Source organism: Mucilaginibacter sp. UYCu711, assembly GCF_050433825.1.
Classification (GTDB): domain Bacteria; phylum Bacteroidota; class Bacteroidia; order Sphingobacteriales; family Sphingobacteriaceae; genus Mucilaginibacter.
Window position 1 is genome coordinate 386,623 of sequence record NZ_JBNPWM010000005.1, and the last position, 23,199, is coordinate 409,821.

Annotated in this window: 12 protein-coding genes; 1 reads left to right on the forward strand and 11 read right to left on the reverse strand. The window is 41.1% G+C overall.

Features of this window, described 5'->3' with window-relative positions; genetic code table 11:
• Positions 1–217 precede the first annotated feature (217 nt).
• The 10 genes from ABIB50_RS13355 to ABIB50_RS13400 form a co-directional block, all read right to left on the reverse strand.
• On the reverse strand, positions 218–3,055 hold the full coding sequence (locus ABIB50_RS13355) for a M16 family metallopeptidase (RefSeq protein ID WP_429380225.1): 2,838 nt from the start codon (positions 3,053–3,055) through the stop codon (positions 218–220).
• A gap of 19 nt (positions 3,056–3,074) precedes the next feature.
• Entirely contained in the window at positions 3,075–4,211 is a 1,137-nt protein-coding gene (locus ABIB50_RS13360; RefSeq protein WP_429380226.1) for a redoxin domain-containing protein, read from the reverse strand.
• A gap of 12 nt (positions 4,212–4,223) precedes the next feature.
• The gene (locus tag ABIB50_RS13365; protein ID WP_429380227.1) at positions 4,224–5,558 is read right to left on the reverse strand and encodes a MutS-related protein; all 1,335 of its coding nucleotides are present in this window, start codon (positions 5,556–5,558) and stop codon (positions 4,224–4,226) included.
• Entirely contained in the window at positions 5,555–6,892 is a 1,338-nt protein-coding gene (locus ABIB50_RS13370; protein ID WP_429380228.1) for a MutS-related protein, read from the reverse strand. Before ABIB50_RS13370 ends, ABIB50_RS13365 begins: the two co-directional genes overlap by 4 nt.
• A gap of 1 nt (position 6,893) precedes the next feature.
• A complete protein-coding gene (locus ABIB50_RS13375; RefSeq protein ID WP_429380229.1) occupies positions 6,894–9,197 on the reverse strand; it encodes a Gldg family protein in 2,304 nt (767 codons plus the stop codon).
• Positions 9,198–10,130, reverse strand: coding sequence for an ABC transporter ATP-binding protein (locus ABIB50_RS13380; protein ID WP_429380230.1), 933 nt, complete (start codon positions 10,128–10,130; stop codon positions 9,198–9,200).
• Positions 10,131–10,276: 146 nt separating this feature from the next.
• A complete protein-coding gene (locus tag ABIB50_RS13385; RefSeq protein ID WP_429380231.1) occupies positions 10,277–11,641 on the reverse strand; it encodes a RagB/SusD family nutrient uptake outer membrane protein in 1,365 nt (454 codons plus the stop codon).
• 11 nt (positions 11,642–11,652) lie between these two features.
• Positions 11,653–14,943, reverse strand: a complete 3,291-nt coding sequence (locus tag ABIB50_RS13390; RefSeq protein WP_429380232.1) for a SusC/RagA family TonB-linked outer membrane protein — start codon at positions 14,941–14,943, stop codon at positions 11,653–11,655.
• A gap of 200 nt (positions 14,944–15,143) precedes the next feature.
• Entirely contained in the window at positions 15,144–16,277 is a 1,134-nt protein-coding gene (locus tag ABIB50_RS13395) for a FecR family protein (RefSeq protein WP_429380233.1), read from the reverse strand.
• A gap of 66 nt (positions 16,278–16,343) precedes the next feature.
• Positions 16,344–16,910: an RNA polymerase sigma-70 factor gene (locus ABIB50_RS13400; protein WP_429380234.1), complete on the reverse strand. Its 567-nt coding sequence runs from the start codon at positions 16,908–16,910 to the stop codon at positions 16,344–16,346.
• Positions 16,911–17,433: 523 nt separating this feature from the next.
• Here ABIB50_RS13400 and ABIB50_RS13405 point away from each other — a divergent pair.
• Positions 17,434–20,364 (forward strand): glycoside hydrolase family 2 TIM barrel-domain containing protein, encoded by a 2,931-nt coding sequence (locus ABIB50_RS13405; protein WP_429380235.1) that lies wholly within the window; start codon positions 17,434–17,436, stop codon positions 20,362–20,364.
• Positions 20,365–20,682: 318 nt separating this feature from the next.
• On the opposite strand, the gene ABIB50_RS13410 is transcribed toward ABIB50_RS13405, so the two are convergent.
• Positions 20,683–23,178 (reverse strand): beta-galactosidase, encoded by a 2,496-nt coding sequence (locus ABIB50_RS13410; RefSeq protein ID WP_429380236.1) that lies wholly within the window; start codon positions 23,176–23,178, stop codon positions 20,683–20,685.
• Between the last annotated feature and the right edge of the window lie 21 nt (positions 23,179–23,199).

Consider the following 23,199-nt stretch of genomic DNA (forward strand, 5'->3'; position numbering starts at 1 on the left):
GTTCCCGTCCCTATTAAAAATTACCAGTTTTCTTATACGGGGTATTATTTCGTTTTATGTTTTATCCTAAGTTTTCATATTTGATCTGATTGCAATTTGGCAAAACAAAAAGGCCCGCCGCTCCATCAGCGGGCGCTTTTATTAATTAACTAGCTTTTCTCATAACTGACATGAAAAAATGAAAAGAACGGGGAGAGTACTTGGTTTGAAATAAAATTTAGGGTGTTTTTTGCTCAGGCAACAGTACCAAACGGATGTAATTATCACCGCTTAGATATTTTGCTGCAATTTGTTTGATTTTTGCTGGCGTAACCTGATCTTGCACAGCCGAAAGCTGGTTTACCTGGTCGACATCTTCCTTATTTTCCAGTTGCTTATTCAGGTAATTTAACCAGAAGCCATTAGTTTTTAACGCAGTTTCTTGCACGGTTTTAGTTTCCGTTCGCCATTTATCCACATTATCCTGTAATGGACCGTCTGTCTTCAGTTTATTGATTTCCTCTTTTGCCGAGGCTATCAACTTTTCCACATTTTTCGGGGCACAACCAAATTGCACCACCAAACTAAAACGAGCTTGTGGATATTTGCCGGTACTTACAAATACACCAGGGCTATAAACCCCGCTTTCTTCCTCACGGAGCCTTTGTATCAGCCTGATCTCTAATGTTTCCTTTAAAGCATCCATGCTAATATTATCTTCGGCGTTATAATCATATTTGCCAGAATACACTAATATTACTGTAGATTGAGGTTCAGTGCCTTTGTAAACAGTTTTTTCTAATTTCCCCTCTGGGATCTGGATTCCCAAATCCTTTGCCATTTCTGGTTGGCTAAGGCTTGGCAGGCCACCTAGGTATTTTTCCAGTAATGGCTTTATCTTTTCTACATCGAAACTACCGATGAAGGTGAATGTAAAGCCGGTAGCGTTCGCAAAACGTGCTTTATAAAAATCATAAGCCACATCCAATTTGATTTGGCTCAATTTGTCCAGACTGGGGCCGGTGCGGCGCGGACTATGATTACCCAACACAGCGCTTACACTATCGTTAAAAACACTTTTAGGATCATTCCCCCGATTTAATATAGCAGCCTTACTGCGGCTAATTATTCCGTCAAACACTTCTTTGTCTTTTCTCGGTTCAGAAAGGTAGGCGTAGCTTAGTTGTAAAGCTGTTTCGAGGTCATTTACTGTTGATGATCCGCTGATACCCTGGTTACGTTCTGCAATGAAAACTGATACACCAACCTGTTTCCCGCTCAGGTATTTCTGCAGTTCGGTTTGTGAGTAATTACCTGCCCCTCCGGCCGTTACGATACTCGCGGCACTGGCAGCTGACTGATATTCTGCATCAGTTGACAGAGAGTTGCCACCCGCTGAAGACCCACTGAAAATAATCTGGTCATTCTTAAACGCGGTTGGCTTTAGTAAAACTTCTATACCGTTGCTTAAAGTAAGTGCGGTAATATTTAATGCGTTATCATGCTTTTTAGCTATAATCTTTCCGGCTATCGGTTCAGTAGTTAACAATGGCTTGTTACTCATCTTGTCTTGGTAAGGTTCCAGAGTTTCGGCAGCAACAGCATTTATCCAGTTGTTAAATGTCTGTTCATTAGGCAACCCGCTCTTTTCTTTCTCGGGCGCCATTACCAGTATATCCCGGTTAATGTTGGTAATATAGGTTTTGGTTAAACCGTTAACTTCGTTTAAGGTGATAGCAGGCAGGCTTTCTTTAACCAAATCATATTCTTTAACAATACCAGGGGCGGCAGTGCCTTTCAGGAAATATTCTTGGTATTCTTTTACAAAGCTGCCTGAACCTGTTTTGTCTTTTTCTTTCAATGCCTCATCCATGCTGCCCTGGAAATCCTTTTTAACCCTATCCAATTCGGTTTGGGTATAGCCGAAACGGCGCACCCTTTCTACCTCACGCCATACAGCTTTAAAGCCGCTTTCGAGTTCGCCGGGTTTAGCAGCTATGCTGACATTAAAACTGTTCAGGTTGCTTATAAAGCCGGATATCCCTGCATTACCCTGCAAGTAAAGTGGGTTCGCGGTACGCGATAGCTCGGCATATCGTGCAGCCAGTATCCGGTTAAACAGCGCGGTAGCGATGCTTCTATGGTAATCTGCGGCGGTCTTAAGCGGCGGTAATGAATGTTTGATAAGCACCTGCGCTACGGTGCCGGTCATTTCTTTATCTGTAACCGCTATAAAATGGTTCTTTCCATCAATAGGTACACCATATGGAAGCCTTGGCCTTTCATGTTCTGGGTTCTTTAGATCGCTGAATTTAGCTCTCACCACTTTTTCCAAACTATCTGCATTAATGTCGCCAACAACTATCAGCGCCTGCAGGTCGGGTCGGTACCAGTCATGATAAAAACGGGCTATGGTGGGCCGCTTAAAATTATTCAGTACCGTATCCAACCCTATCGGTACTCTCACGGCATAGCGCGAATTATTTAAAATAACCGGCCAGTATTGGCGCTGCATGCGTTCGCCGGCGCCTTTGCCTAATCTTTTTTCTTCCAGCACCACCCCGCGCTCCTTATCTATCTCACCTGCATCCAGCGTGGCGCTTTGCGCCCAGTCATGCATAATCTCTATGCCTTGGTGAAAGATCTCCGGCTTATCAGACGGCAACGGCAGTTCATACACTGTTTCATCAAAGCTGGTATAAGCGTTAATATCTGCTCCGAACCTGATGCCCGATTTTTGTAGATAATTCACTACTTCGTTATGTGGAAAATGCGTGGTACCGTTAAAGCTCATATGCTCCATAAAGTGAGCAAGACCTTGCTGGTCATCGTCCTCTAAAACAGAACCGACTTTATTAACCAAATACATTACCACGCGGTTTTTTGGCTCTTCGTTATGGCGAATATAATAAGTAAATCCATTGGCGAGTTTGCCTGTTCTAACTGCTTTATCAAAAGGTAAAACCTGCTCGCTTGATTTAACCGGTGCTTTACGCTTTAGTTGTGCTTTAGCACAATTTGCTGTGATCAGCAAGGCTGAAAACACAAATATTAAATGTGCATTTTTAAGTTTCATATTTTTAGTACTAGTTGGGTTAATTAAATATTGAAGCCAGCTTTTTTGCTAATTCATCGCCGCGAAGGTTTTTACCTATAATTTTACCATTGGGGTCAATAAGGTAGTTTTGCGGGATAGCATTGATGCCATAAAGTTTTGCAACCGCGTTCTCACTATACCTAAGATCAGATACCTGGGTCCATTCGAGCCTGTCAGCTTTAACTGCCGCAAGCCAGTCTGCTTTTTTTCCTGGCATGTCCAATGAAACGCCTAACACGGTAAAGTTCTTGTCTTTATACTGATGATAGGCTTTTACTACGTTAGGGTTTTCCTTGCGGCATGGGCCGCACCACGATGCCCAAAAATCAAGCAGTACATATTTACCTTTAAAGCTTGCCAGCGACACCGGTTTATCATTTACATCGTTCTGAATAAACAATGGTGCTATAGCGCCAATAGCTGTAGCACGTGTTGAAGCTATCGCTTTGGCAATCTGCACGCCCAAGTGAGTGTTTTGTATAGCAGCAGGTAAAGTTTTAAATACCGGCTCAATTTGTTCGGCATCAATGACATCACCGGCAAATTGAGTTAATGCCACAAGCCCAATGTAAGAGGTGGGATTTTTTTTTGCAAAATCAAACAACAGCGCTTTTTTTTCTTCGTTTGCCTTACTTAAACGGGCTTGAAGACCAGCCACAAACGCCTGATCGTTTTTTTGAGCTGCGGTTGCTGCTGCATAATCGGCATTGATCCTGGCTATCACTTTATCAGGGGGTGAAGTTGCCAGTATGAATTTTTTATACGCTTCGTTTATAGAGGAACCTGTAATTATAGCTGTCTTCGCCGAATCTTTCCCGTTAACAGTTATGGTGCCTTTGTCCAGGTATAATGCTTGCAGATCGCCCGGTTTGCCGCGCAGTTTAGCCAGTCCAACGCCATGGTGATCCATTACCAATTGCGCGCTTGTCGGCTCGGCTAATGTTCCTTTAAAAGTAAAGGCCCCGTTATCAAGCAAAGCAGAATCAATAATATATTTTCCGGCTATCGGGTAAATTAAGTATGCTTGGGCCGGTGCTTTTTCAGTACCAATTTTAGCTTTCAAGGTAAAAGTGCCGTCTTGCGCCCAAACCAATGCCGGAACTATAACGAGGGCCAATAGAATTAGTTTTTTCATGGTATTTGTTGTTTAATTTGGTATTGTTGATGCGCTATTTAATATTTCCAGTATGCCCTCATTTTCAATAATTATCATACCCTGCCTGTCGGTAGTGATGCCTTCTGACATGGTGTAGGGATAGGTGGGCACATTCCCATCCATTAAAGTAGGCATATAACCAAACTGCACATTCTCTTTTTCCATCAGCTTGTCGCCAACCTCGATAATATGCGTAGAAATGATAAAAAAGCAATTCTTGTAAGCGGAAAATTCTTCTGTTACCGCAAGCGTTGCATCAAAGGCATCTTTAACATTGGTCCCTTTAAACAGCTCGTCAAATATTACTACCATATCTTTGCCATTGCTTACTTCTTCAGCCACTGTTTTTACCCGCAATACTTCCGCGTAAAAATGGCTGTAACCCATACTCAGGTCATCGGGCACATTGATGGATGAATAAATACCATCCATAATAGAAAACTCCATTTGTTTAGCCGCAACCGGGAAACCCAAATGCGCCAGGTACATGGCCACACCAAACGTTTTCATCAGCGTTGATTTGCCGGCCATATTAGCGCCTGTTAAAAAAAGCAAATTGCTTTGTTGGTGCAGGCTTAGCGTATTACTTACCGCGTTTTTTAATGATGGGTGATAAAGCCCTTCTGCCTTTATAAGATTGCTCTGTTTTGGTAATGCGGTTGCATAAGTGAAGTTTTTTTCTTCAGCAATGCCGGCAACAGCTATATATACATCTATGTGATAAATGATGTTTATAAGCACCTGCATCTCTTTTTGCAGGGTATGCCTTAGTAAATGATCGTAAAAAGTGGTTTTACTAAATGATAGCTTTTTAGCGTCTTCCCAACTAAGCCAGTTAAGGCGATTGTCATTAAAAAATGCTTTCGCAATTTGTAGCTGTTGTGCGTAAGGGTTGTCCTTGTCATCAAATTCATCTATAAACAACGCAAAGGATTTTAATATGGCTATCGTAGCAAGAATCCCGGTTTGCATAGTGACATACTGTTCGTCTTTTATCGCCGCTGCCAATACCAGTTTACGTAAATTGCCCGTGCCGGCAAATATTAAATTAGGGTTTGGTGTACCCCCGCTGATATAGTTTTCCATTACATCAAACTCCTGCCTGCCTGCAGGGAAGGTTAACGCTTTACCCTGAAAATATTTGAAGATCCGGGTGCGTAGGTTCATTTGTTCCGGATCAGCCAGTGGCTGGCGGAACATTTTTTCGAGCAGCTTTTCGCCGCCGGTTGTTTTTACCCCGTTAAAAAGATTAAATATGGAATCCTGTTTATACCTGCCCGTGAGGTTCAGGTCATCCAGAGTTTGTTTATCTGCTATAAAACTCATGCTGTTTTCTTTGTGCCGTTTTTCAGCAGGTCTATAATACCTTCATTATTAATTATGATCATTCCGTGCCTGTCGTCGGTAATACCTTTTTCAAGCGTATAAGTGTACACAGGTTTATTGCCATCCATAAGGGTAGGCAGATAGCTAAAGCTGATATTCTCACACATCCTTTTCAATACTTCGCCTGCTTCAATAATATGGGTGGAAATAACGAACATAGAGTTGCGCTTGTTAGCAAAACCTGCGGTGATAGCTATCGTGGCTTCGTAGGCATCCTTTACATTGGTACCCCTAAAAAGCTCATCGATGATTACAAATAAGTTTTTACCTAAACTCAGTTCCTTGGCTACTTTCTTTACCCGCAATACCTCAGCGTAAAAATGACTGGTACCGGAGCCAAGGTTATCGGGCAGGTTAATGGTGGTGTAAATCCCGTCCATTACGGTAAACTCCATGCATCTTGCCGCTACCGGAAAACCCATATGTGCCAGGTACATAGCAGTACCTAATGATTTCATGAAGGTTGATTTACCGGCCATATTTGCCCCGGTTAAAAACACAACATTACCTGCCGGCGTGAGATCAAAATTGTTAGCTACCGCGCCTTTTAACTGCGGATGATAAACGCCTTCTACCCGCATGCTATGTGTATTGCCTTCCAGCGCTATTGGGAACACAAAATTATTTTCGACAGCAATGCGCGCGACTGATATATAAACATCTATATAATAAATATAGCGTAATAGCTTCATCAGTGTTTCACGGTACTGAAACCGGAATAAAATATCCAGTTCGGATAGTTTTTCAAAGGATAACTTGCTGTTATTACTATTTAGAAGCACCTGTTTAAACAACGCCTCATTAAGTAAACCATCAATAGCTTCCTTATCCTGCTGATACGCTGTTTTATTTACTGACGTAAGCGACGTTGTAAATGCTTTAAGCGCGTTTACGATCGCTACAAAAGCAGATACACCATTGTTTATAAATTTATAGTTGCTATCCTCGGCTATTAAGTTATTGAGCCTTTTTATAACGGTGTCGCCTTCGCGCGATAGTTTTGTCCTTTCGTCTGTATTACCCAGGTATTGTTCTACAATATCAAAAAGCTCGGCATCAAAAGGAAATGAGGGAATGATAGAAAAATACCTGATGACGCCGCTGCGCTTATTAATAGCAGCGGCATCAGACAGTGGGAACCTGAACATCTCTTCCAACAGATCCGCGGCACCCCTTGTATGCGTATGATTAAACAAGGTATATATTGAAGCGCGCGAATGCTTCCCGAATATGTTCAGGTCCTCAATAGTTTGCTGGTCGGTAGTAAATAGCATATTATTTTCTTTTACGCCTGATCAGGAATATAACGGCAAATATTAAGATGATTCCGGGCAAGATTCCTAAAAGGAAAACTTTGAGGGTGTCAAAACTTGAACTGGTTAAATTAATTTTCGTTTCTTGTGATTCTGGCCGACTGGTATCAATCGGGAACTGCCCATAGGTGAACCATCTGAATAGCTGTGTATTAAATGCAAAGTTGGAATTTCCGTAAGGTGTCATTGCAGTTGTGGTTAGAAAGTCGGCATCCCCCGCCACAATAATGCGCTGCTCTTTTCCATTAACATTCCTGGTCAATGCCAATACGGTTGAAATGGAACTATGATCGTCGCCATCAACGGCAGAATATTCGATCGCCGCAGAGTCCAGCACAGCCTTGCCTTTTTTGTTCCAGGTTATTTTTGCGTCTGTCATCAATAAAGGTTTTACCCGATAAGAGTTACTAGGCCTATAGTTTAATCCCATTACGCTTGGCATTTTTACGCCTACGCTATCAGTAAAGGGTTCTATCAGCCCAGCCGAGAGTTCGGTTGCAGCTTTGGTTAACAGTGGTTTTACCAAGTCCGGGGGATTATCCTTGTTGGTTTGCAGTAATAAGCCATCCATTGCTTTTACGCCCAAAGTCTCAAGTATGGGTTCCAGAACAGCCTTTTTATCCGGCTCACCTGCAATAAGAAGGTTACCGCCATCGGCAATATATTTTCGAATTTTTCCTAAAACTACGGGACTGAATGCAGTCCTGGGGTCGCCTATTACCAGCGCACTAATGCCTTTAGGGATATCCTGATTTTGCAGTGTTATAGTCTCAACATCAAATCCCTGGTTGATTAAAGCGTATCTAAACGTAATGTCATTCGCTATCGCGCCAAAGTCATGGGGGCCTAATTTATCGATACTTCGCTCGTACTCCCCTTGTAAAAATGCTATCTTGGGAAGGCTTACTGTCAGTCTTTTTAACGCAGCAGTGACCTCGGCCTCCCCAGGCCAATATTCTTGGTCATTAAAGGACCGCAAAAATGTGGTTTTACCTTTAAACTTCACTTGCGCCACATTTCTATATTGTTCAGCCCGGAGATCAATGATCTGATTTATTTCTTCCCGGGTTTTAAATTTTTTAAAATCAACCTTGTAAGTATCAGCAAACCGCTTGGCAAGTTGCTTAGGCGTTTTTCCCGGATAGTACTTTCCCAAATTTGCGTTTGGATCAAGTTGTGCGGCATAGTAATATACATAATTCAATTTGATATTGGGCTTGAACCTTAAATACCTTGCCCAACGGTCGAGATCAGCATTTCGATGTTCCGGGCCACCTAAAGAAAAATGCGGATCCAAGAGGTTCACATAAGAAGTGATCTCTAACGGCTCATCCCCAATCTGCGCTATCACCTTCTGCGTATTGGGTGTAAGTGTGTTGATATTGGTGGATGTTACATCGAGGTAGCCAATCCAGCCGGGAATACCGCTGATATAACCTAGTGCTAGGGCCAAAACGAAGGCAACACTATACCTGCCCGCTATGACAATAAATGATTTGGTTGACCGATCTGATTGTAGTTTAATAATGCTGAAGGCAAGAAAAAGGGCCGAAATAATAACAAAATATAAGAGGTCTTTAGTCTCCATGAGGCCCAAAAGGAAATGATTTGTACGCTGGGAGATAGAAAGGAAATAAGTAAGGTCTCTGACAAAGTCAATACCCTGCCATAGTTCTCCAACATACTCCAGAGCAGCAAATACCACCAGAGTACTGATGGCCGCCACGATTTGGTAAGAAGTAAGGCAGGACATGAACAGCCCGATGGCCGAATAGGCACATAGCAACAGGAAAATACCCAGCATCCCTGATAGCAACACCCCGGTATCAGGCGACTTAATGTTAAAATGGCCTGATATAGCTAAAATACCCAATAGGGCAATAAGCAACAGATTATAACCCACCATAGCAAAAAACTTTCCGAGAACGATTTGGCTTACTTTTATTGGGGATGAATAAAGAAGTTTGATGGTGCCGCTACTAACTTCACGGCTGATCAGCCCCATAGTAAGCAAAGGGAGATACAGATATATTTTAGACATGACCACTGAAAACATCCCAAAAGGGGGGCCGAATACATGTAAAGTAAGATATCTGAGGTATAATAAATTAGCCCCGCCCAGATCTTGAAGATTTAGGTAACTATGTATATTTCCCGTATACGCCATACTTGCCTGAAATAGAAAAACAATGGCTAAAAACCATGCAATGGGCGAGTAAAATAGCGTGCTAAGTTCTAATTTGGCTATTTTGTAGATAGTTTTCATTTAATTAGTTTTTGATTTGTTTGACAATTGGGCGAATACTTCATCAACAGAGCTTTTATCAAGGTGGATCTCTCTTAACTGCCAGCCTTTTTTAACACTGACCTCCACAATCTTTTCAGAAATCGCTGCATCTCCGGTAAAAAACAAGCGTACTTGTCTTTCGGTCAGAAATTCAACTTGTGTAACGCCCGGTATATTCAATAGCTCTTCTTTTGGCGGCGGATTGTATAGCTGTGCCAGCACGCTATGAGGCTCCACATAATTGTTAAATGCATCCATGGTATCGGCAAATACGATCTTACCGCCCTCGATCATGGTAATATCCTTGCACAACAACTGGATCTCTGATAAAATATGCGAAGAAAATATCACCGTACGGTCCTCGGCAATTTCTTTTATTAATGCTCTGACTTCAATAATCTGGTTAGGATCTAAGCCGTTTGTTGGCTCATCCAATACTACCATTTTGGGGCGGTGAATAATGGCTTGGGCAATGCCCACACGCTGACGGTAGCCTCCCGAAAGATTTTTTATCAGTCTTTTGCTAAAGTGGGTTATGCCGCAACGCTCTTTTGCATCGTCAAGCGCAGCTTTTAACTGGCTCTTATCCATCAGGCGTAAATACGCGCAATGGGTTAGATACTCATCTACAGTAAGATCAAGATATAAAGGGGGATTTTGCGGCAAAAAGCCTATCAATTTCTTTGCAGCTTCTGGATCTTTACGCATATTTATACCATCAATATAAACCTCACCCTCAGTTTGATTCAACACCCCACACATGATATTCATAGTAGTAGATTTGCCCGCGCCGTTGGAGCCTAACAAGCCGGTAATGCCTGTTTGGTTTATCTCCAAGTTAATATCGCGTATGGCCCAATTACTACTATAACGGTGCGATAAATGCTCAATTCTTAAAATTTGATTCTTCATTAAATATTTTTTTTACGAATTTCTCCCAGTCCATGATATCATAGCTGTGCATATTGGTTAATAAATGGTAAGTTATTTGATAAATAAAAAGCACGGTGTACGTTAATTCGCTTATTAGCATACACCGTAACTTAAAGGTTTATTATTTATTTGTAGCCCAAGTTTTGTATAAGGTTTTTGTTAAGCGTTGTGTATTTTCTTAGAAAAGGAAGCAGTAAGATATGCGCATCAATACCGGGCTTTAGTGGCTGTAGAACAGCAAGTGCCTGGTCAGTGCGTTTTATATCGAACCAGCGGTTTCCTAATTCAAATGATAATTCCTTTCTTCTTTCATCGGCCAAAGCAGTAAGCAGTTGCGTTGATGTGCTGATTACTAATGGCGTTGTTAAACCCGCACGGGTGCGAATTACCTGCAGATCGGACGCACCTGCAGCTATCGACGCTGGTGTAGCTTGCTGTGCCAGTGCCTCAGCCCTGATCAGATAGATTTCTGCCAACCTGAAAATGATAGGATATTCCACAGGTTGTCCGGCGGTTGCGCCATTTGCCTTATATTTACTTACAACGTAGGTATTTGTTGCTAAAGCGGGTCCCGTTCCAGGCTTAATATAAGTTCCTTTACGCAGATCATTCGCCGCGAAACTATTTACCAATTCCGGTCTTATCGGATAAGTTACGCTAGAGGTCGGACTATATTGCAGGAACTGATTACCCAATGCTGTACCGCTTGAATTCCATACCTGAAAAATCGTTTCGTTACTAGTTGCAGCGAACACAGCGTTTAAATCATTGTTAATACTGTAAATACCAGAACCTATAACCAAGTCTGCGGTACTGGCCGCATTTACCCAATCTTTAGTGTAAAGATATGCTTTGGCCAATAGCGCATTGACCGCCTGTTTGTTAATTCTTGTGCGGTTCGGCACAGGATAAGCATTCATTAACAAACCGGCAGATGTTTTCAAATCGGCGATGATGTTCTGATAAATGGTAGCAACCGGTGTATTCCCTACCTGGCCGGAAATATTGGCGTCGGTCATCGTGACATAGGGTACAGTTCCATAATAGTTCACCAGTTGAAAATAACTGAAAGCCCTCAAGTAAAGTGCTTCGCCCTTTACTAAAGCAGCTGTGGCGGGGGTTATCTTCGATGCGCTACCTATCCCTTCCAGGATGGCATTTGCACTATATATTGTAGCATAATATCGGTCAAAAAAACCATTGGAGATATCTGGAGTATAAGCATTAAGTTCCGGTACCTTATCGTAGGCATAGGTAAGTTCATCTGCGTACAAAGCCGGCTCTGTATAAGCCGAGCTATAGTTACTGGAAAACTTTATATATACTCCATTTAATGCCGACTTTACAGTTGCATCATTGTCGAAAATAAATTCGCCCAAAAGGCTTGTCGTCGGCTTAATGTCTACAAATTTTTTGCATGACCATAGTGGAAGACTGATTAGCAGAATACCGAAAATGGCTTTTATAGTTTGTTTATGATAATTTTTCATATAAAATCAGATTAAAATGATGCATTCATACCAAATATTATTGTTCTGAGCGGTGGCAGAGATTGGTTACCGGTTAGCGGATCCAGTTCATACGCTCTGTGTTGATCAAAAACATAGAGATTTTGACCATTTACGTATAGTTGCACACGTTTCATTTTTAGTTTAGAGCTAAACGCAGCGGGCAGTGTATAGGCCAATGCTGCGTTACTTAACCTAAAAATATGCCTGGTCTGGATAAGTTGGTCAGCACTCAGGTAATAAAAAGACTGATAGGCAAAGTTTCTCGTAAACCTCGGGATAATGGTATTAGCCTCGTCACCAGGTTTTTGCCACCTGCCAAGTACAAAAGTACTCCAGTTGGCAGTAGAACTGCCTCCTACGTTATTGTTAGGATAATATGCAGGCACTCCTACTTGCCTCTCATAACGTATAAAGAAACTAAAGGTAAATCCCTTGTAGCTAAATTCGTTTGAAATACCGCCATACATAGGGTCAGCAGCGCCCGCAATAATACGGTCATCATTGCCCGGGAATTCGCCCGTAGTACCGTTTGCCAATTTATAAATTGGTAAACCTTTTGCGTTTAGCCCGGCTAATTGGTAGGCCTTGATAACGTTTAATGACTCACCGAGCGCATATCTAAATGTATATGCTGATGAAGCAAAGTCAGGATACTCCACCAGTTTATTGTCTGATTTAGAGAAATTAAAACTAGTATTCCAAGTGAAAGCACCAGCTATATTTTTGGTATTAAGCTCCAGTTCATAGCCCTTGTTCTGAACCAAACCAGGGAAATTGGCTGGATAATTGAAAAACCCTGTTTGTGTTGAAACATTGTTACTTACCAGTTGGTTGCCTGAACGGTTTCTGAAATAAGTGCCGGATAATAAAATGCGGTCATTTAAAAATCCAAGTTCTAACGCAGCTTCCAGTTTTTTAGTTGTTTCCCAATGCAGGTCCGGATTCGCAATTCCCGCGGGCACCAGGCCAGGTGAACCATTATATCCTCCAAAGCCTGAGAAATAAGTATTCAGATAGGCAAAATCTCCGATCCCGTCATTTCCGGTAATACCATAGCTGCCCCTTATTTTTCCATAGCTTAAGAATGGAAGATTATCTTTTATCCATTCCCTTTGCGTAAATATCCAGCCCAAACCTACCGCGCCAAAATTTCCAAATTTATTTCCGGGGCCGAAACGGGATGACCCATCGCGACGGAAAGTAACATTTGCCAGAACTTCCTGATTAAAATCGTAAGATAAGCGGCCGAAAAAGGCGTTGTAATTATAAGGCGTATACTGACTGCTTGTGGTAATTGTTCCCGCCGAACCTATATTACTTATCAAGTTGTCATTAGGAAAATTCGTACCTTTTTGTAAGAGGGAATTATATTTAGTTTCTTGGAAAGTGCTGCCAAGCAAGGCAGTGATGTGATGTTTATTGAAAGTGTGGCTGTACTCCAACTGGGGTTCAAGTATCCAGTTTTTATTGTCGGTAGTCTGTTTGTCCAATGTTGCGGTTGCGGAACTGCTGGTCGGATCAAAAGAACCGAGCGGTTGCTCCTGCGACATTTTTAATGTAGTTGTATTAAAGCCACCGGTCAACTTAAGTTTGAGGCCATGTATAAATTCATAGCTCATCAGGCCGTTTATACCAATGTTTGTAGTTGGCGCATAGTAGTGTTGCAGGGTATAAGACAATGGAAAAGTAGTATAGGTCCAGTTCGGGCTGCCATCAGAATTATAAATCGGATAATGGGGTGCCAGGAAAATGGATTGTACTAAGTCCGTAGGCAAAAGGTTAATAGTGGTTTCGCTATAGGTGGTGCGTGCCTCCATATTAAACTTCTTGTTTTCTGAACTACTACTGATATTCGCCGCAAGAGATTTACGGATAAATTTTGAATCGCCGGGCATTACTGTACCTTCTTTGTGGTAGCCCGCGCTAATCAAGTATTTTGTATTCTCGTTACCCCCGCTAATAGAAAGCCCAAGGTCATTGCTTACCGCTGTTTTGCTTATAAACTCTTTCTGCCAGTCGTGTACATTAGCTTGGTCCCACAATAAAAGATCCGGCGCATTGGTTACCGTAGGAACAGTAGTGGACCCCCCATAAGTAACGTCATTGGCGAAGGCTTCCTTACGCATGGCGAGGAACTGGTTTACATCAAGCAGATTTAACCGATTGCCTACCCGCTGTATGCCTGTTGAAGCCCTTATATTGATGGCCATCTTACCCACTTTACCGCGTTTAGTGGTTATTAGAATAACTCCGTTTGCACCTCTGGATCCATAAATAGCTGTCGCATCGGCATCCTTTAAAACGGTTACCGATTCGATATCAGTTGTATTTAGACTAGTTAACAGGTTTAATGATCGGTTGTCTAATGCGCCGGATACGGTAAGAGCTTGCGCGCTACTAACTGGAACGCCATCCAATATATATAAGGGATCTGTTGTAGCAAGTATAGAAGTCTGACCTCTGATCTTTACTTTAGGCGCGGCTCCTGAAATTCCGCTAGTCTGGGTAATTTGCAGACCGGCAATGCGGCCGACTAAGGCATCTAAAATATTGTTCACCGGTTGTTTTTCAATGTCTGCTGCATTTATGCTTCCCTGGCTACCGGTACTTAACCTTTGCGTGGTAGTACCATAGGCGATAACCTTTACCTCATCTAATTTAGAGTTGCCAATTTCCAACTTAATAACAGATAAGTCGGCACTTGCTTTAATATCCCTGGAAATATAGCCTATATAGGAAAAGCGAATGGTGGCACCCTCATCTACATTTGTTAAGGAAAAACTACCAGATAGGGATGTTGAAGTTGAATTGGTAGTACCTAAAACAATAACTGTAGCCCCTACTAATGGGTTTCCTTCTTTATCAACAACGTTCCCGTTAACATTCTTTGCTGATACCGCAGCAAGTATTTTGCTGAAAAATGATTTTTCTTTTATTAAAATGGTTTTACCCTCTATTTCATAGGTAAGTGACAGCCCCTGCAAAGACTTATCCAAGACTTCTTTTAAAGGGGTTCGATTAAAATTAACTACTTGATTGGGTTCTGTGTTCAATGCATCGCCCGAAATTAAAATATCATAACCCGTCTGCTTCTGAATTTCTATAAAAATTTGTTTTAAAGATGCGCTGCTATTGACATAGGTTATCTTCTGAGCGAAGCTTGCTGCGCTCACCTGTAAAAGTGTTGCGATGATTAAAACTGCCGTTAATTTCATGATCAGCAAGAATTTATGGATGTAGCCTTCCGGCGTACAAAAAAATTGGGTAAATTTTTTATACATTTGATGGTCTGGTTTAATTGTGAAATATTGCTCAATAATAATTCCTCCTTTCCTGGAGAGGTTGGCCAGATAATAAGCGGGAGTGCTAGAACACTTCCGCTTTATTTTTTACACTGATCACCTTAGTTGCCGGTTTCCTTATTTATTCATACGCCTTATACTTTGAGATTAATTAATAGTTTTTATTTAGGTTTTATAAGTTATTTCTTTAAAACAATGACCTTTTTTCCGTCAACTATAAATCGTACATTATTAGTTACCGCAAGCCTGTTCAATACCACAGATATATTAGTCTCACGGGACATCCTGCCCCAATAATTTGTGTGTAATGTCTGGTCGGTTGGATATTGTACATCAACGTCATACCAGCGCGAAATCTTCCGCATTACACTTTGTAATGTTTCGTGTTCGAAATAGAAACGGCCTTTTTTCCAGGCCAATGCCTCCTCTGTATCCACATTATTAACTTTAATTCCGGATATATTTGCAGCTGTTATACCTTGCTGACCTGGTTTTAAAACAACCTTAGCCTTGTCTTTAGCAATACTGACACTTCCCTCAAATAACGTAGTTTTAATAACTGCCTCATCATCGTAAGCATTTATATTGAAATGAGTCCCTATATCTTCAATCGTTTGATCTTTCACCGATACCCGGAATGGTTTTGCGCCGTTGTGCACAACTTCAAAATAAGCTTCGCCGGTAACCGTTACTTTCCTTTCATTACCATTAAAAGCCACCGGGAAAGTAATACTAGAAGCGGCGTTTAACCAAATTTTTGTCCCATCAGCCAATTGCAATGGATATGGTGCTTGTTCGCCTCTTACAGTAGTAAGTGTATTGTATTCAACTTTTGTACTATTATCTTCCGGAATGGTCGAATAAGTCAATCCTGTTCCTGCCAATACGGCGACAGCGGTATTTCCTTGCTGGGCCAGCTTTCCGGCGACCGTTTTGGTTAAGGCAATTTGCTGGCCGTTAGCTAAAGTTAAAGTTGCATGATGAAGGGCAGGCGCAATATCAATTTTGTAGGTTACAGCTACTGTCTGGAAAGCCTGCTTGTATAGTAAATAATAACCTCCGAATGACAATACAAATAATATGGACGCGGCAGCGGCTATGCGCGGCCAAAGAGAGCGTGTGCGAGGCGTAGTCGCAGAGTAAATAGCCTGCCACATGGCGGTACGGCCATGTAAAAGGTCTTCGTCGGAAAGACCGGAAGCATTTGCTTCATTCAGTTTGTGCAACCAGGCTTTAACACTTGCTTCTTCAGCTGGAGTTGCAGTACAGTTTTTTATTTTCTCTAATAACTCGGTGATCGTTTTTTGCTCCATTATAAGACATAGACGATCATGAAATACCGATTAGGTACAACGCGTTAAAAAAAAATTAAAAAATTGTTAATGTAAGATATAGAAGAGGTAAACTAAAACCCCCAATTTAACACGCAGGTGTTTTAAAGCCCGTTTCATTTGGGTATTAACGGTATGCTCAGAAATGTCCAGTTTTCCAGCGATCTCCCTGGTCGACAGGAAATCCTTGCGCTTCAGTTCATAAATCTCCCGCATTTTCGGTGGCATCATAGCTATCTCCTTCTCAATTAACGCCGTTATCTCTTTTTCCCTTAGCAAATAATCAGTCTGGGCGCTATCCACTTCCACGAATTGACTACTATAAGCCGCCTTGACCTTCCGATGCTTAAAAATATCCAGTACCCGATTCAACACCGATTTATACAAATAGCCCCGCAAAGTTGTCTGCAACATAAATGATTCCCGTTTATTCCATAAAGCAATAAACACCTCCTGCACCACATCCTGCGCCTCATACTTATCCTGCAACTTCCGAAAAGCATAACTAAATAACAAAGTATCATAACGTAAGAACAACTCCTCGAACGCTACGCGGTCTCCCCCTGCTAAAAGCAGCAGCAACTCCTCATCCAAAAGCGCACCCGGTTTGACCATCAGTTATGTAAAGAACGAATTTACTTAATTTTTATTTGTAAACGAAAACGAGCAATTTCAAAGTTTAAGCACAATAATCCAAAAAGTGTATTATTGCGATAAGTTTTAATAAATTCCAAACGCGTCATCGTAAAGGTTTAGTTTTATTTGTAAAGCGGCCTCCTCTGCAATCGTCAGGAAAGAACCATCGGTGATCAATTGGTGTAAAAGGTTAATATCGTCGGCAAACACGCGATCTTCTTTTATAAAAGTTACGTGTTCGCGAACGAGTGCATGGCAAGCCTTAATTACAATATTATCTAACTAATGCGGATAGGGCAGTGTTAAAAACTGGACATTCTAATGGAATTAATAGATAAAATTACTATTCATTGTATAGTTCTTGTAAAACCGTTAGTATCGCTTTTCCAAATTAGACCAAGTTTCTGGTGGCGGATCTTTTGGCTCTGTTTAAAGTGCTATATCTAATTATTTTAACATTTAAACCAATTATTCAAAACTTTTTGAATATAGTTATGAATTAATGCAACAAACAACTTCAATAAAAGCAGCAATGAAAAAATTATTTTATGCTATAACTATATTCCTTCTTTTCAGCCTTAATAAAGATGTATATGCTTCGCGGTCATTAAATCAACAAAGTCTTAAAGACGCTTCGTCAAAAAGAATCTATTTAACAGGAAAAGGTGCCAGTGACGCATTGCTATGGGATTTTAAAATGAGCGTAGGCCGTAATAGCGGTTACTGGACAAGCATAATGGTACCGTCTAATTGGGAATTTCAAGGTTTTGGCTACTACACCTACTGGCGAGACAGAGAAGATTATGCAACTAACCCGGAAATTGGCAATTACAAAAGAACATTTCAAATGCCATCGACCAAAAAAAAACGAATGAGGTTAGTCTTTCAAGGCTCCATGACCGATACCAAAGTAAAAATTAACGGAAAGTCGGCTGGTGAAACTCATCAGGGTGGCTACAATCAGTTTTCTTATGATATCACGGCTCTTATAAAATCAGGAACAAATCTTATAGAGGTTGAGGTAAGCAAACCATCAGCAAATCATGGTGTAGAATTGGCAGAGCGAGTAGCAGATTTTTGGCTTTTCGGTGGCATATATCGCCCGGTATATATTGATATCCTCCCAGATTCTTACGTAGAAAGAGCGGCCATAGATGCACAAATGGACGGCCAATTAACGGCTAATGTTTACCTGAGAGAAATTAAAGAAGGACAAACAGTTTGGGCACAGGTGTATACGGTGTCTGGCAAATCTTTAGGAAAGCCGATAACTTTGAAAGTAAATGCCAAAACTAATAAAATCACTATCGAAGGTAAATTTTCAAATGTCAAACTTTGGTCTGATGAATTTCCGAATTTATATGAATTGAAGATTAGTCTTAAAAACAAAAAGCAAACTATTCACACCATAAAAGAAAAATTTGGCTTTCGTACGTTTGAAGTTAAAGATCATGATGGCTTTTACTTAAACGGAAAAAGGATATTGCTAAAGGGTGCAAGTATGCACAGCTTTAGACCAGAAACCGGACGTGCTTTAAGTGCAGAGGATAATCTCTCAGACGTAAAATTAATGAAATCTTTAAACTTTAATACAGTAAGAGCACCTTGTTATCCACCGGATGAACATTTTCTGGATTTGTGCGATTCTCTGGGTTTAATGGTGCTTAATGAATTATCTGGTTGGTCTAAACCGTTGCCCACAGATATAGGTAAAAAGCTTGTTAAGGAATTGATAATTAGAGACGTAAATCATCCATCAATAATTATGTGGGGTAATGGTAACCATTATTCGCACAATGCTGACCTGGAAGATGATTTTTTAAAATGGGATATCCAACAGCGCAGGCCCTACAAAAATGCTGCAAGAAACGAACCTTGGCCCGGAAAAAAGCCCGGGAAATTTCAGCTTATAGATACTCGTTATTATCCAACCTATAAAGAATTAATGGCAGGCCTTGCATCCGATCAAATTGTTTGCCCATTGGAAACATTACATGCTTTGTTTGATGGTGGTGGTGGTGCCAGCCTAGACGATTACTGGCAAAGTATTGAAAAATCGAAAGTGGGCGGTGGGCTTATTATTTGGGCTTTGTATGATGAAGGCGTCTTTCGGGGAGATGAGGGATACCGGATAGACAATCAAGGAAATTTTGCCCCGGACGGTTTAGTCGGGCCTCATCAACAAAAGGAGGGGAGTTACAACACCGTGAAAAAAATATGGTCGCCGGTACAGGTGAATACCAGTGAAATTTCAGAAAATTTTGATGGAAGAATTAATGTTAATAATAAATTCAATTTCACAAATCTCAACCAATGTTTATTTAGTTGGAAACTGATAAAATTTGCTTCACCAAAAAGCACTCAAAGCGGTTATACAATTGCTGATCAAGGTGAAATGAGGGGGCCTGATGTGCTTGCAGGAAAAACTGGTATTTTACAAATCCCAGTCTCATCAAAATTTAATGATGCCGAGGCAATAGAAATTACTGCTTTCGATCCACAAGGAACAGAACTGTGGACATGGGAATTAATGAAAACACCACGAAGAGATTTTATGAGTGATTTTTTGGCGACAAGCATCGGGAATAAAGTTTCTCAAGATTCGGTAAACAAATGGGTGTTTTATTCAGGTAATACCACGTTTTTGTTTGATAAAGAAACCGGAATGCCTTTAAAAATTAAAACAGACAGCACCCTTTTTCCTATTACAAATTTAATTCATATAGTCGCTGAAACAGAAAAAGGAAAATATAATGTTCCTGAGAAAAAAAACAACGTCCTTCCTATGATAAAAAAGGAGGGAGATAGTTATCTCATAAGCACCGAAGGCCAAAATGGTTTCGACAGATTTAATTGGAGAATAATGCCCGGAGGCGTGTTAAAAGCAAATTATACTTATACATTGCCCGCTGATAAATATTATTATGCCGGCGTTGGACTAAACATTGCTTCGGATAATGTGACAGAAAAAAGGTGGCTTGGAAATGGCCCGTATAGGGTTTATAAAAACAGACTTCAGGGAACCAATCTGAATGTTTATAAAGTCAAAAATCAATTGAATATTCCCGGACAGGTTTACAATTATCCAGAATTTGAGGGTTATTTTAATAATTGGTATTGGGGGCAAATTAATCTTACTAATTATCGTACTATAGGTTTGGCTCTTGATAACCAAGAACTTTATGTAGGTTTATTGAAACCCAATTCGGGCGAAGATCCTAAAAGTGCAATCATCCCTTATCCACAAGAAAGTGGGATTTATATTTTTAATTACATCGCGCCAATTGGTGATAAGTGGAATGGTGGTTCTGAATATGGCCCTTCCGGGCTTTTAAATGATATTTCTAAATCATGCTCAGGCGGTGCTTATTTTAAGTTTGATTGGGCCGCACCGAACAGCTATATCAAAACATCTGGAGTGCATATAAAATGATACCAGAGATCTTATTGGCGATCAACACCAGCGCCGCTTCCAGCTGCCCGATAAATTATCTCGTTTTAATGGGTGTTGTTTGCGTTTCCATGCAGCAATAAACGTCTAAGCGGCGCGGTGGTTTTTGATAGGAGCCAGTATTTGTATAGCATTGATGAAGCGCAACCTTTAAAATCAAAACCATTCTTAAAGGTAATGCCCGGATATTACGTCAAAATCAAAACGGTAACCACCCAGCGTTGAATAAAAAAGATCTCCAAGCTATTGGTATTATTGTAATTGATGGCCGGTGTAGTTCCCAAAACCTCACCCGATATTTCATTCAAAAATAATTAAAGATTTATATTCAGGGGTATAAGAAACGCCTTTTATTTCAAGAGTTTCTTTTGCTTTTCCAGCTATTTTTTGAATGGAGGCAGGAAGATCGATCAAGTAAGGAGCATCACTCATTATCGGCCTGAAATAAAAGCCCATTTTATTGCTCCCAACGCCGTTGAACCGTTTCAAACCAATTTCCCAGGGCATCCCCTTATAAAATTCATCCGCCACCAAATCGCCGTTAAAAAAGGCCATTCCGGTATCACCGATATAGTCCACGTTCAGAAACAGATCATTAAGTCCGTCGGGAATCGATTTTGGAAAGATTACCTGGAGCTTCCTGGTCCCAGTTTTTAAAATTTCAGCCCTTAGCACTACTTTTGGCAATTCAACTTCAAAAGTTGACATCAGGACATCGCTGCCGATTACTTTTAGCTTACCATGATCAATCTTGGGTAGCACAGATATCTGGGGATAAACAGAGAAGGAGTAATTGTTGCTTCCTGTATTTAGCATTTCGGATTGCTTACCATCATTTAAAACAAGCGCATCGGAAAAAATCAATCTGCGATCATTCTTCAATTCCTGCAGATAACATTTCATAGCCAGGTCTTTGCTGATCACCAGCACCCTGGTTTTTGTTCCTTTGGGCCCTGTGATCAAAAAAGACGCAGGTAAATCAGAAGTTGAATTCACGTAAATTTTCCCACCTGCCTGGTGCACAGTACAATTCAGTATATTGATGATGGAGGTATTTGTTTTATTGAAGCTGAATTCAGGATAAATTCCGGGTGTCGTAAAGAAAACATAATAGTCGCTTCCATCCGCCTTTCCTCTGGTCAGCAATTGTGCCGTGGAGTAAATTAGGTTGGAACCACTCAGATTAAAATTGAATGGAAGTACCAGGTTTTCTTCAGCCTTTAAAGTGATCCCCTTTTTTTCAGGAATGTTTACAAATCCTTTATTCGTTTGAATACGGACGCGGATGTTAGCCTGGTCATGAGTGGTAACATTATCCTGGAAGTTGTTCAGAAATAAAAAACCGGAATTTCCATCAGTCCGTACTGCGTAACGGAGATCCTTGAGATTATCCGCCGTGATGTGTGCGTTATTTTCCGGTAATACGGTCCGAAGCGGTGCCAGATCGGGTGCAAATTCATTGATAAAATAATGTAGCAGTTTAAGGCGGTGAAACGATGTCCTCACCTGGCCATATTCACCAATCGGTGCCTGAAAATCGTAGGAAATTTTCGGATAGCCGTATGCTTCATCATTAAAAAAATAATGTTCACCAACAGGCGTAGAGCCGCCGTGGTACATATAATAGCCAATGCCATTTGCACCACCACCCAGGCAACGATTAATCAGCGCATCTAAACTGTTGGGCGGAACAACTGGCCTTCGTGCGTAAGTGGTCATAATGCCTGAACCCAGTTCGGCAGCAAAGGCAGGGTAATCCATGGGATTGTACCGCACAGGTGCATAATCCGGATACGTATGCAGATCTTTATACAGGTAAAAAGGGGAAAGTTCCTTTTTTGCTATCCAGGTGGGATAAGCATAAGCGGCAGTCACCGGTAAAGTTTCATTGGGAATGATAGCTGCGTATCCCCAGCCAGTCGCTGTAAATAACGGCACCTGCATCCCGGCTTTTAAAGCTAAGGCTTTTAAGGTGCGCATATGATCATTGCCAGATTCAGCAAAGGAATTATTTTTCGAGGCAACGCTTACGCCTTCATGCGTATTACCGCGATCTCGATCCGCTACCGTAAAATCATAAGGTTGTCCCGGATAAGTCAGCCCCCATGGCGAGGCAGAATGCTGCATTTCGTTTTCCAGTTGAATAGCGACGATAGGCCCCCCGTCCTTATAATAAAGATTTTTGAGTTGTTTACCGATCTCGTTGTATAATAATTCAACATAATGGAGATATAGTGGATCATTTGTTCTTATCGTAAGTGGTTTACCCAGTATCCAGTCCGGAATCCCACCATTACGTATCTCCCCGTGATCGAATGGGCCGATCCTTACCACAACCATGATTTTGTTTTTAGCACATAATTCTATAAACTTTCGCAGATCCCGATCGCCGCTCCAGTTGAATTGGCCTTCTTTTTCTTCATGAATATTCCAGAAAACGTAGGTTGCGATCATATTAATGCCGCCTGCTTTCATTTTCCTGATCGATTCCTCCCAATACTGATGGGGGTATCTTGAATAATGTATTTCACCGGTAATCGGAATAATGGGTACGCCACCTTTGGTGATATAAAAATTATTAACAGCAATTTTTTCACCGCCCGGGTTACTCCCGCCTAAAGCGACAATATTCACCGGTTTCGCATCAGCAAACTGCCTGGCATCAACAGTATAGTTTTTTATCTGACCTTTTGCTGGACAAATGAATAGCGGTATTAAAATCAGACCGCGGTAGAAGCATTTTTTTAAAAAATATATTCTTGAGCCCAAGAATTTTATTAATCGACCGTCTAACATTTTAATCAGTATACAGGTTCA

What these genes read in the sequence shown, in the direction of transcription:
- ABIB50_RS13365 (WP_429380227.1), bottom strand. Translation starts at nt 5,558, where the DNA reads ATGAGTTTTATAGCAGATAAACAAACTCTGGATGACCTGAACCTCACG.
- ABIB50_RS13390 (WP_429380232.1), bottom strand. Translation starts at nt 14,943, where the DNA reads ATGTATAAAAAATTTACCCAATTTTTTTGTACGCCGGAAGGCTACATC.
- ABIB50_RS13380 (WP_429380230.1), bottom strand. Translation starts at nt 10,130, where the DNA reads ATGAAGAATCAAATTTTAAGAATTGAGCATTTATCGCACCGTTATAGT.
- ABIB50_RS13375 (WP_429380229.1), bottom strand. Translation starts at nt 9,197, where the DNA reads ATGAAAACTATCTACAAAATAGCCAAATTAGAACTTAGCACGCTATTT.
- ABIB50_RS13360 (WP_429380226.1), bottom strand. Translation starts at nt 4,211, where the DNA reads ATGAAAAAACTAATTCTATTGGCCCTCGTTATAGTTCCGGCATTGGTT.
- ABIB50_RS13370 (WP_429380228.1), bottom strand. Translation starts at nt 6,892, where the DNA reads ATGCTATTTACTACCGACCAGCAAACTATTGAGGACCTGAACATATTC.
- ABIB50_RS13405 (WP_429380235.1), top strand. Translation starts at nt 17,434, where the DNA reads ATGCAACAAACAACTTCAATAAAAGCAGCAATGAAAAAATTATTTTAT.
- ABIB50_RS13385 (WP_429380231.1), bottom strand. Translation starts at nt 11,641, where the DNA reads ATGAAAAATTATCATAAACAAACTATAAAAGCCATTTTCGGTATTCTG.
- ABIB50_RS13410 (WP_429380236.1), bottom strand. Translation starts at nt 23,178, where the DNA reads ATGTTAGACGGTCGATTAATAAAATTCTTGGGCTCAAGAATATATTTT.
- ABIB50_RS13395 (WP_429380233.1), bottom strand. Translation starts at nt 16,277, where the DNA reads ATGGAGCAAAAAACGATCACCGAGTTATTAGAGAAAATAAAAAACTGT.
- ABIB50_RS13400 (WP_429380234.1), bottom strand. Translation starts at nt 16,910, where the DNA reads ATGGTCAAACCGGGTGCGCTTTTGGATGAGGAGTTGCTGCTGCTTTTA.
- ABIB50_RS13355 (WP_429380225.1), bottom strand. Translation starts at nt 3,055, where the DNA reads ATGAAACTTAAAAATGCACATTTAATATTTGTGTTTTCAGCCTTGCTG.